The 11,183-nt window shown below is 70.1% G+C and carries 7 protein-coding genes; 1 reads left to right on the top strand and 6 read right to left on the bottom strand.

What is annotated here, in order from left to right:
- Positions 1-167: 167 nt before the first annotated feature.
- The 6 genes from serA to NGB36_RS28260 form a co-directional block, all read right to left on the bottom strand.
- Positions 168-1,772 carry a phosphoglycerate dehydrogenase gene (serA, locus tag NGB36_RS28285; protein WP_255923407.1) on the bottom strand — a complete coding sequence of 535 codons (1,605 nt, stop codon included), beginning with the start codon at positions 1,770-1,772 and terminating at the stop codon, positions 168-170.
- Between the two features lie 281 nt (positions 1,773-2,053).
- Positions 2,054-3,052, bottom strand: a complete 999-nt coding sequence (gene ilvC / locus NGB36_RS28280) for a ketol-acid reductoisomerase (RefSeq protein WP_255923406.1) — start codon at positions 3,050-3,052, stop codon at positions 2,054-2,056.
- 94 nt (positions 3,053-3,146) lie between these two features.
- Entirely contained in the window at positions 3,147-3,674 is a 528-nt protein-coding gene (gene ilvN, locus NGB36_RS28275; protein WP_255923404.1) for an acetolactate synthase small subunit, read from the bottom strand.
- 34 nt (positions 3,675-3,708) lie between these two features.
- Complete coding sequence (locus NGB36_RS28270; protein WP_255923403.1) at positions 3,709-5,583, bottom strand: acetolactate synthase large subunit; 1,875 nt, start codon at positions 5,581-5,583, stop codon at positions 3,709-3,711.
- A 304-nt stretch (positions 5,584-5,887) separates the two neighbouring features.
- Complete coding sequence (locus NGB36_RS28265) at positions 5,888-8,758, bottom strand: putative bifunctional diguanylate cyclase/phosphodiesterase (protein WP_255923402.1); 2,871 nt, start codon at positions 8,756-8,758, stop codon at positions 5,888-5,890.
- 310 nt (positions 8,759-9,068) lie between these two features.
- Positions 9,069-9,992 carry a 2-hydroxyacid dehydrogenase gene (locus NGB36_RS28260; protein ID WP_255923400.1) on the bottom strand — a complete coding sequence of 308 codons (924 nt, stop codon included), beginning with the start codon at positions 9,990-9,992 and terminating at the stop codon, positions 9,069-9,071.
- Between the two features lie 198 nt (positions 9,993-10,190).
- Between NGB36_RS28260 and NGB36_RS28255 the strand changes: the two genes are divergently transcribed.
- Positions 10,191-11,183 carry an aldo/keto reductase gene (locus tag NGB36_RS28255; protein ID WP_255923399.1) on the top strand — a complete coding sequence of 331 codons (993 nt, stop codon included), beginning with the start codon at positions 10,191-10,193 and terminating at the stop codon, positions 11,181-11,183.

Genomic DNA, 11,183 nt, shown 5'->3' with positions numbered 1-11,183 from the left:
CACCCACGCAGCGCCCACGTGACCCGCCCAGTCACGGCAACGGGCGGGCGGCGGGAAAAACACCCCACCCCAGCCGAGACGGGCGGGAAACACGCGAACCGACCCCCAAAGGCCCAGCGCCCAGCGCAACGGCACCGCAACCGCGGGCGGCGGGGAAAAGCACGTGATCAGGCGGCCAAATTAACCGCGCGTGCGGACGTCGCGCCGATCTCGTCCGCAATCTCGGTGAGCACGGGCGCGGGCACGGCGCTGTCGACCGTGAGCGCGACGAGCGCCTCGCCACCGGCCGTCGCACGCGCGACCTGCATGCCGGCGATGTTGATCCCGGCCTCGCCGAGGATGCGGCCGACCGTGCCGACGACACCGGGACGGTCCGCGTAACGCAGGAACGCCATGTGGTCCGCGAGGACGAGATCCACGTCGTACTCACCGACGCCGACGACCTTCTGGATGAACTTCGGGCCCGACAGCGTGCCCGAGACCGAGACCTCGTCGCCGCCGGAGAGCGTGCCGCGCACCGTCACCAGATTGCGGTGCTCCGGCGACTCCGAGCTGGTCGTCAGCCGCACCTCGACGCCGCGCTCCTGGGCGAACAGCGGGGCGTTCACGTAGGAGACGGTCTCGTCGACGATGTCCTCGAACACGCCCTTGAGGGTGGACAGTTCCAGCACCTTGACGTCGTGTTGGGTGATCTCGCCGCGGACCTCCACGTCGAGGCGGACGGCGACCTCGCCCGAGAGCGCGGTGAAGATCCGGCCGAGCTTCTCCGCCAGCGGCAGGCCCGGGCGTACGTCCTCGGCGATGACACCGCCCTGGACGTTGACCGCGTCCGGCACCAGCTCCCCGGCCAGGGCCAGGCGTACCGACTTGGCGACCGAGATGCCCGCCTTCTCCTGGGCCTCGCCCGTCGAGGCGCCCAGGTGCGGGGTGACCACCACGTTGTCGTACTCGAACAGCGGCGAGTCGGTGCACGGCTCGGTGGAGAAGACGTCCAGGCCGGCGCCGGCGACGCGGCCCTCCTTCAGCGCCGAGGCGAGCGCCTCCTCGTCCACGATCCCGCCGCGCGCCGCGTTGACGATCCGGACCGACGGCTTGACCTTGTGCAGCGCCTCGTCGCCGATCAGGCCGAGCGTCTCGGGGGTCTTGGGCAGGTGCACGGTGATGAAGTCGGCGACCTCGAGCAGCTCGTCGAGGGAGAGGAGCTTGACGCCCATCTGCGCGGCACGCGCCGGCTGGACGTACGGGTCGTAGGCGACGACCTTCATGCCGAACGCGGACATCCGCTGGGCCACCAGCACACCGATGCGGCCCAGGCCCACCACGCCGAGGGTCTTCTCGGCCAGCTCGACGCCGGTGTACTTGCTCCGCTTCCACTCGCCCTTCTTCAGGGAGGAGTTGGCCTGCGGGATGTTGCGCGCGGTGGCGACCAGCAGACCGCAGGCGAGCTCGGCCGCGGTGACGATGTTGGAGGTCGGCGCGTTGACCACCATCACGCCGGCCTTGGTGGCCGCGGAGACATCCACGTTGTCCAGGCCGACGCCGGCGCGCGCGACGACCTTGAGTTTGCGGGCCGCGCCGATGGCCTCGGCGTCGACCTTGGTGGCGCTGCGCACCAGGATCGCGTCGACGTCGGTGATGGCGGCCAGCAGCTCGCCGCGGTCCGCTCCGTTGCAGTGCCGGATCTCGAAGTCCGGACCGAGGGCGTCGACGGTGGCGGGCGAGAGCTCTTCGGCGATGAGTACGACAGGCTTGTCGGTTGATGCAGTGCTCACGGGGTCCTCACTTGTCCTTCGTGGGCGGCCGGTCCCGTACGACCGCTCCAGGGAGGGAGGGATGGCATGCCGCGTGGAAGACGCACGACGCTGTGAGCCTGACGCGCTTGTTAAGGCAGTGTATCGGCGGAGCGACGCTCGTCCTGCGCCGTTACGGAAGGATCACCCGCACGGGGCTGTCCGCGGTGGATAAACGTTGCGATACATAGGTGACATGTATGCGGGAGGCGGCTCAACGCACGGACGAGGGCGGCCGGAATCCGGCCGCCCCGTCCTTTTTCTCAGGCCTCGTCGTCGACCCAGCTCATCAGCTTGCGCAGCTTGCGGCCGGTGGTCTCCAGCAGGTGCTCGCTGTCGGCCTTCTTGTACTCGTTGTACTTCGGCAGGCCGCTGTTGTACTCGTTGATCCAGTTCTTGGCGAAGGTGCCGTCCTGGATCTCGCCGAGGACCTTCTTCATCTCGGCCTTGGTGGCGTCGGTGACGATCCGCGGGCCGGTGACGTAGTCGCCCCACTCGGCGGTCTCCGAGATCGACCAGCGCATCTTCTCCAGGCCGCCCTCGTACATCAGGTCCACGATGAGCTTGAGCTCGTGCAGGCACTCGAAGTACGCGATCTCCGGCTGGTAGCCGGCCTCGACCAGGGTCTCGAAGCCCGCCTTGACCAGCGCGGAGGCACCGCCGCAGAGCACCGCCTGCTCGCCGAAGAGGTCGGTTTCGGTCTCCTCGGTGAAGGTGGTCTTGATGACGCCGGCGCGGGTGCCGCCGATGCCCTTGGCGTACGACAGCGCGAGCGCGAAGGCGCCGCCCGAGGCGTCCTGCTCGACGGCGACGATGCACGGGACGCCGCGGCCCTCCTCGTACTGGCGGCGCACCAGATGGCCCGGGCCCTTCGGGGCGACCATGCACACGTCCACGCCCGCCGGGGGCTTGATCAGGCCGAAGCGGATGTTGAAGCCGTGGCCGAAGAAGAGTGCGTCGCCGTCCTTGAGGTTGTCCTTGATCGACTCCTCGTAGACCTTGGCCTGGATCGGGTCCGGGACCAGGACCATGATGACGTCGGCCTCGGCGGCCGCCTCGGCCGGAGTGACGACGCGCAGGCCCTGCTCCTCCGCCTTGACGCGGGACTTTGAGCCCTCGGGGAGGCCGACGCGCACGTCGACGCCCGAATCGCGCAGCGACAGCGCATGGGCGTGGCCCTGGCTGCCGTAGCCGAGAACCGCGACCTTGCGGCCCTGGATGATGGACAGGTCGGCGTCGTCGTCGTAGAACAGCTCGGCCACTTCGGGTTTCTCCTTGTTCCGGTGTTGTACTTCCCACCGTATGACGGCGGGACGAATGGGGTCGGCGAGTCTCGCCATGCGGTCGGCCGGCCGGTTACGCCGAACGGTCCAGGGCGCGCAGCGAGCGGTCGGTGATCGAGCGGGCGCCGCGGCCGATGGCGATGGTGCCGGACTGGACGAGCTCCTTGATGCCGAACGGCTCAAGCATCCGCAGCAGAGCTTCGAGCTTGTCGGCGCCGCCGGTGGCCTCGATGGTGACGGCCTCCGGGGAGACGTCGACCGTCTTGGCGCGGAAGAGCCGGACGATCTCGGTGATCTGGGAGCGGGTCTCGTTGTCGGCGCGCACCTTGACCAGGACGAGCTCGCGGTGGACGGCGGACGACGGCTCCAGCTCGACGATCTTCAGCACGTTGACGAGCTTGTTGAGCTGCTTCGTCACCTGCTCGAGGGGAAGGTCCTCGATGACATTGACAACGATGGTGATCCGGGAGATGTCCGGGTGCTCGGTGGTGCCGACGGCGAGCGAGTCGATGTTGAACCCGCGGCGGGAGAACAGGGCGGTGATCCGGGCGAGGACGCCGGGCTTGTTCTCCACCAGGACGGAGAGCGTGTGCTTGGACATGTGGCAGTTTCCTCTGTCTCTTGTCTCTCGGTCCTCAGTCGTCTTCCATGTCGCCGAAGTCGGGGCGGACCCCGCGGGCCGCCATGACCTCGTCGTTGGAGGTGCCTGCCGCGACCATCGGCCAGACCATCGCGTCCTCGTGGCAGATGAAGTCCACCACGACCGTGCGGTCGTTGATCGAGTTCGCCTTCTCGATCACCGCATCGAGGTCGGCCGGGTCCTCACAGCGGATGCCCACGCAGCCCATCGCCTCGGCCAGCTTCACGAAGTCGGGGGTACGGGTGCCCAGGCTCTCCGCCTTCTGCTTCCCCGCGGCGGAGCCGCTGTTGGACTCTGCGGGGCCCGAGTGGAGCACGGTGTTGGAGTAGCGCTCGTTGTAGAAGAGGGTCTGCCACTGGCGGACCATGCCCAGCGCGCCGTTGTTGATGATCGCGACCTTGATCGGGATGTTGTTGAGCGCGCAGGTGACCAGCTCCTGATTGGTCATCTGGAAGCAGCCGTCGCCGTCGATCGCCCACACGGTGTTCTCCGGCATACCGGCCTTTGCGCCCATCGCCGCCGGCACCGCGTAGCCCATCGTCCCGGCGCCGCCGGAGTTCAGCCACGTGTACGGCTTCTCGTAGTCGATGAACTGCGAGGCCCACATCTGGTGCTGGCCGACACCGGCCGCGTAGATCGTGTCCTTCGGCGCGAGCTTGCCGATCCGCTCGATCACCTGCTGCGGCGACAGCGAGCCGTCCTCCGGCAGGTCGTAGCCGAGCGGGTAGGTCTTGCGCCAGGAGTCGATCTGCGTCCACCACTCGGCGTAGTCGCCACGGCGTCCGGCCTCGTGCTCGGCCTGGATCGCGACGATCAGATCGGCGATCACCTCACGGGCATCCCCGACGATCGGCACGTCCGCGGCCCGGATCTTGCCGATCTCGGCGGGGTCGACGTCCGCGTGCACGATCTTGGCGAACGGCGCGAAGGTGTCGACCTTTCCGGTGACCCGGTCGTCGAACCGCGCGCCCAGCGCCACCAGCAGATCGGCCTTCTGCATCGCCGTGACCGCCGAGACCGAGCCGTGCATGCCCGGCATCCCGACGTGCTGCGGGTGCGAGTCGGGGAACGCGCCCAGCGCCATCAGCGTGGTGGCCACGGGCGCACCGGTCAGCTCGGCGAGGATGCGCAGCTCCTCGGTGGCCCGCGCCTTCAGCACACCGCCGCCGACGTAGAGCACCGGGCGCTTGGCCTGGACGATCAGCTTGGCCGCCTCGCGGATCTGCTTGGCGTGCGGCTTGGTCACCGGTCGGTAGCCGGGCAGGTCCAGCTGCGGCGGCCAGGAGAAGACCGTCTGCGCCTGCAGCGCGTCCTTGGCGATATCCACCAGCACCGGGCCCGGACGGCCGGTGGCGGCGATGTGGAACGCCTCGGCGATCGTGCGCGGGATGTCCTCGGCCTTGGTGACCAGGAAGTTGTGCTTGGTGATCGGCATGGTGATGCCGCAGATGTCCGCCTCCTGGAAGGCGTCCGTGCCGATCGACTTGGAGTTGACCTGGCCGGTGATCGCCACCAGCGGCACCGAGTCCATGTGCGCGTCGGCGATCGGCGTGACCAGGTTGGTGGCACCGGGGCCCGAGGTGGCCATGCACACCCCGACCTTCCCCGTGGCCTGCGCATATCCGGTGGCGGCGTGCCCCGCGCCCTGCTCGTGCCGGACGAGGATGTGACGCACCCGCTTCGAGTCGAACATGGGGTCGTAAGCAGGAAGGATCGCCCCGCCGGGGATGCCGAATACAGTGTCGGCGCCGACTTCCTCCAGAGAACGGATGAGGGACTGGGCGCCCGTCACGTGCTCGGTGATGGGCTGCTGTGCCGCGCGAGGGGCCCGCGGCTGCGGGTGATGGGCCCCTGTGGCCTGCTCGGTCATCTGCGTATCTCTTCTCGAAGAGGCCGCCCCTTTCCCAATCGTATGGGGGGCGGGAGGTGCCAGTGCAACAAAAAACCCCTCGTGCCTGGAGGCAAGCGAGGGGAAGCGCGCCGGTGCTGTCAGCGGGGCGTTGAAGTGGCCCCGGATCAGCCGACGCGCCGTCCAAGTACGAGAATTCGGGTGCGCATGGCTCCGACCCTCCTCCGGATACGGTGCGGGTGTCAAGTGAGTGGGACGGTCGTCTCAGCATTCGGGCTACGCATTCGGTCTGCGTCCCGGCCCCCTCCCCCGGCTGCACAGCTGACTACATCGGCGCCGTGCTCGGCTGATCGGGGTCGGGTGACCCGTTACGCCGTACGGGCAGGGGAAGCGAGCGGCCCGAGGTGAGCAGCTCCCGCTCGGCGGCCTGCGGCAGCGGGTAGCTGCCGCGCGCGAGTGAGCCGCGCAGCCGGTGCTCGTCGAGCGGCCCCGAGAAGGCCATGCCTTGCCCGTGGGTGCACCCCATCTCCCGCAGCGCCACGACCTGCTCGGGTCTGTCGACGCCGTCCGCGACCGAACGCAGGCCGAGGTCGCGCGCGATGCGCAGCAGGCCGGAGGTGATCTTGTGCAGCCGGGCCGACTCCACGAGGCCCTCGGTGAAGGAGCGGTCGAGCCTGAGCACGTCGACGGGAAGGCGGCGCAACGCGGCCATCGCGGCGTAGCCGGCGCCGAAGCCGTCGAGCGCGATCCGTACGCCGAGGCGGCGCAGTGCGACCAGGCGGCGCTCCAGCTCGTCGAGCGGGATCCGCGGGTCGTGGTCGGTGAGCACGAGAACGAGCGCGCCCGGCGGCAGCTCATGGCGGTCGAGCAGTGCCTCGACGGTACGTACCGGCAGCTCGCGGCCCATCAGGCGGCGTGCCGACATCCGTACCGCGACGGGCACGGCATGGCCGTTCCGGTGGCGGTGCGCGGCCTGGATCATGGCCTCTTCGAGCAGCCAGCGACTGACTTCGGAGCGGTCCCCGTCTGCGCCGTCGGCTCCCCCCGCCTGCGGCGGGTGGTTCCCCCTGCCGCGGGTCTCGGTGATCCGCAGGAATTCGGCGGGTGTGAAGAGGATGCCCTGGGTGGAGCGCCAGCGGGCCTGCGCCTCGATCGCGTCGACCTCGCCGGTCTCCAGGTCGACGACGGGCTGATGGAGGAGGGTGAACTCGCCGTCGCGCAGGGCGGTTCGCAGCCGGGCCGCCAGTTCGGCCCGGCGCATCACTTCGGCCTGCATCTGCGGCGCGTACATCTCGACGCGGTTCTTGCCCGATGTCTTCGCCCGGTACATGGCGAGATCGGCGTTGCGCATCAGCTCGGCAGGGCCCATGCCGGGCTCGGCGAAGGCGACGCCGATGCTCGCGGCCACCTTCACCTGCGCGCCGCCGAGGACGTAGGGCTCGGAGAGGGTGAGCCGCAGCCGGTCGGCGATCTCGCGGATCTGCCGTTCGCGCAACCGGCGGTCACCCATGCTTCCGCAGATGAGAGCGGCGAACTCGTCGCCACCGAGGCGGGCCGCGGTGTCCCCGGCGCGCACCGATTCGGCGAGCCTGCGGCCCGCCAGGACGAGGAGCTCGTCGCCGGCCTGGTGCCCGATGGTGTCGTTGACGGCCTTGAAGCCGTCGAGATCGATGAAGAGGACGGCGCAGTCGCCGTCCCCGGCGCGCCGCCCGCCCAGCGCCTGGCCGACACGTTCGGTGAACAATGCGCGGTTGGGCAGGTCGGTGAGCGGGTCGTGGGAGGCGTTGTGCTGCAACTGGGCCTGCAGCTGGACACGTTCGGTTACGTCCCGGCTGTTGAAGATCAGGCCGCCCTGGTAGCGGTTGACGGACGACTCGACGTGCAGCCAGCCGCCGTCGCCAGAGCGGATGCGGCATTCGATGCGGGTGGCGGGCTCGTCGGAGGGTGGCGCGGCGAGGAAGCGGCGCACTTCGTGCAGGACGCGGCCGAGATCCTCGGGGTGGATGTGGGAGGCGAGTTCGGTGCCGAGCATCTCCTCGGCGTCCCGCCCGTAGACGCCCTGGGCCGCGGGGCTGACGTAGCGCAGTACACCGGTCGGGGCGACGATCATGATGACGTCGCTCGATCCCTGGACGAGGGAGCGGAAGTGGTTCTCCTTCTGCGCGAGTTCCTGGGTGAGGGAGATGTTGTCGAGCAGCATGATGCCCTGTCGCACGACGAGGATGAGTGCGACGGCGCAGCCGCTGACGAGCACCACCCGGTCGATCTTCCGGCCGTCGATGATGTTGTGGAGGATGGCCAGCGTGCAGACGGCGGCTGCCAGGTACGGGGTGAGCGCCGCCAGGGCGCCTGCGGCTTTCCGCTCGGGGCACGGCCTTTCGGCGTCGCCCGGCCGGGAGTCCTTGCGGTGTCCGACCCAGGGGGCGTAGGCGAGCAGCAGGCTGCCGGCGAACCATCCGGCGTCGAGGATCTGCCCGGAACGGTAGTGCTCGCGCAGCAGGGGTGAGGTGAACAGCGCGTCGCACAGGACGGTGAGGGCGAACGCGGCGAGCGCCGTGTTGATCGCCGAGCGGTTGGCGGACGAACGGCGGAAGTGCAGCGCCAGCACCATGGAGACGAGCATGATGTCGAGGACGGGATAGGCGAGGGAGAGGGCGATCCGCGCGGTGCTGCGGCCATCCCACTCGGCGGCGCGGGCGAGTGCCAGGCTCCAGGTGAGGGTGAGCAGCGACCCCGCGATGAGCGAGGCGTCGAGCGCGAGGCAGATCCAGCGGGCCCTGGTCACCGGGCGCTTGGCGAGCACCAGCAGTCCGATGATCGCGGGCGGGGCGAAGAACAGGAAGCAGAAGTCGGCCGGCGATGCGCGCGGCACCGGGGCGCCGAGCACCACCTCGTACCAGCCCCAGACGCCGTTGCCCGCGGCGACCATGGCGGAGGAGACGGCGAAGAGCACCCACGCCGGGCGGCCGGCTCCGGGCGCCACCTTCGCGTACCACAGGCAGGAGACGCAGGCCGCCAGGGCTGCGGCGGACAGACCGAAGTCGCCCATGACCAGAGCGACGGCGGCGGATCCCCATCCGAACGCCGCGCCCATGGCGTACGCGCCGCACAGCACGGCGACGAGGAGTTGGGGCAGCAGTCCTGATCGGGCCACGGAGGAGGGCGCGCTGGCGAGCACTGCCCCCGGCGCACTCATCCGGCCGCCCGGCAATCGCTCCGCGGGTGGCGGGTGTCCTGTGTCGTCTGTTGTCTGCATCGGCCGCACACGCCCGTCATCCCCCTCGCGTCCAGTAACTCTTGCCGGTACTGCGGTCTGCCCGTACTGCGGTCGTGGGCTGTTGATGTGCGTTCGCAGAATCGCTCACGAAATGAGCGATACGTGCGACGCACCCCCGATCGGGACGATACACCAGTCCAGTCACACAGGGACATAGTTGCTCTACTGAGCGTAACCGGAGGGGGGCTGCGGCAGTTAATGTACGGTCACGCTGTGCCGTTGCCGCCTTTCAGCCGGTGGTCACGACGTTCTCCAGGGGCTCCCCGGCGACGAAGCGGAGGAGCTGGGAGCGCAGCAGGCGCTTCGCGCGGGGGAAGAACGCGGAGGTGCTGCCGCCCACGTGAGGGCTGACGAGGAGGCCCGGCGCGTGCCACAGCGGGTGGCCCTTGGGAAGCGGTTCCGGATCCGTGACATCGAGTGCCGCACGCAGCCGGCCCGACTCCAGCTCGGCGAGGAGCGCCTTGGTGTCGACGACGGGTCCCCGGGCGACGTTCACCAGCAGAGCGCCGTCCCGCATCCGGGAGAGGAACTCCGCGTCGGCGAGGTGGCGGGTGGCGTCGGTGAGCGGCGTGGACAGGATCACCACGTCGGCGCGCGGCAGCAGTGCCGGCAGTTCGGCGAGGGCATGAACGGGCCCGCGTGACGAATCGCGGGCGGTGCGGGCGACCCGCAGCACCTCGCACTCGAACGGCACGAGCCGGTCCTCGATCGCGCTGCCGATGGCGCCGTATCCGACGACGAGGGCGGTGCGGTCGGCGAGCGCCGGATAGTAGCCCGCCCGCCACTCCTGCGCGTCCTGGCCGCGGACGAAGGACGGGATGCCGCGCAACGATGCGAGGATGAGCGTCAGGGCGAGTTCGGCGGTGCTGGCTTCGTGCACCCCGCGGGCGTTGCACAGTACGGTGCCCGGCGGCACCTCGTGCTGGACGTGGTCGGTGCCCGCGGTGAGCGTCTGGACCACGCGGGGGCGGGCGCCGTGGCGCAGCGGGCGGGTGGCGACCTCGGCACCCTTCAGGTACGGCGGTACGTAGAAGTCGGCGTCGGCCGGGTCGGCGGGGAAGTCGTCCTCGCCGTCCCAGTGGACGTAGACCGGGCCTTCGGGCAGGCCGGGGATGTCGGCTGCCGGGAGAGGCAGCCACACGGTGAGGGGCATGATCGCTCGGTCCCTCCGTTCGCCCCGCCGCGGCAGCGGCGCAGGGTTGCGGTCGCCCGGCTCCCAGGCTCCGCGGGGGACCCCCTCCGCCTGCTCGCGTGCGCCGCTCGCACGGGCTGTCGTTCGGATTGTCGTAGCAGGACGTTACCTTGGTCTGCGCCCCTTCGGGGTCGGGGCGTGCGAGGAGGGCAGGTCCAGGTGGAGCGCAGGACGATCGGTGCGACGGCTCTCGGCGTTGGCGCCGTGGGACTGGGGTGCATGCCGATGAGCTGGGCCTACACCGCCTCGCAGCAGGAGGGCGAGAGTTCGCTGAAGGCGGTGCATGCCGCGATGGACGCGGGGGTGTCACTGCTCGACACGGCCGACATGTACGGTCCGTTCACCAACGAGCTGCTGGTGGGCCGGGTGCTGCGGACCCGGCGAGCGGATGCCTTCGTCTCCACCAAGGTCGGACTGCTCGTCGGCGAGCAGCACATCGTCGCCAACGGACGGCCCTCGTACGTCAGGCGGGCATGCGACGCGTCGCTGCGGCGGCTGCAGACCGACGTGATCGATCTGTACCAGCTGCACCGCGTCGATCCCGAGGTGCCGATCGAGGAGACCTGGGGTGCGATGGCCGAGCTCGTGGCGGCCGGGAAGGTGCGGGCGCTGGGGCTGTGCGCGGTCGGGGCACGCGGCAGCCGCCGCACGGGAAACGCCCTGCACACGGCGACGATACGGCAGTTGGAACGTGCCCAGCAGGTCTTCCCCGTCACGTGCGTGCAGGCGGAGCTGTCGGTGTGGGCGGCGGAGGCGCTGGAGGATCTGCTGCCCTGGTGCGCGGCGCGCGGCGTCGGCTTCATGGCGGCGATGCCACTCGGAAACGGCTTCCTGACCGGGACCCTGACGCCCGGCCAGGGGTTCGAGCCGGACGACATCCGGGCGCGGCATCCGAGGTTCACGGCCGAGATGATGGCGGCCAACCAGCCGATCGTGGCCGGGTTGCGACGTGTCGCCGGGCGCCACGACTCGACGGCGGCGCAGATCGCCCTGGCATGGGTGCTCGCCCAGGGGCCGCAGGTCGTACCCGTCCCGGGCGCGAAGAAGCAGCGCTGGACAGTGGAGAACGCAGCGGCGGCGGATGTGCGGCTCAGCGACGCCGACCTGGCGGAGATCGCGGCGCTGCCGCGGGCCCGGGGTTCGTGGGACTAG

Origin of the sequence: Streptomyces humicola (genome assembly GCF_024436035.1) — a bacterium.
Lineage (GTDB): Bacteria > Actinomycetota > Actinomycetes > Streptomycetales > Streptomycetaceae > Streptantibioticus_B > Streptantibioticus_B humicola.
The sequence above is the reverse complement of the archived record's forward strand: the minus strand, read 5'-3'. Positions and strand labels throughout refer to the sequence as shown.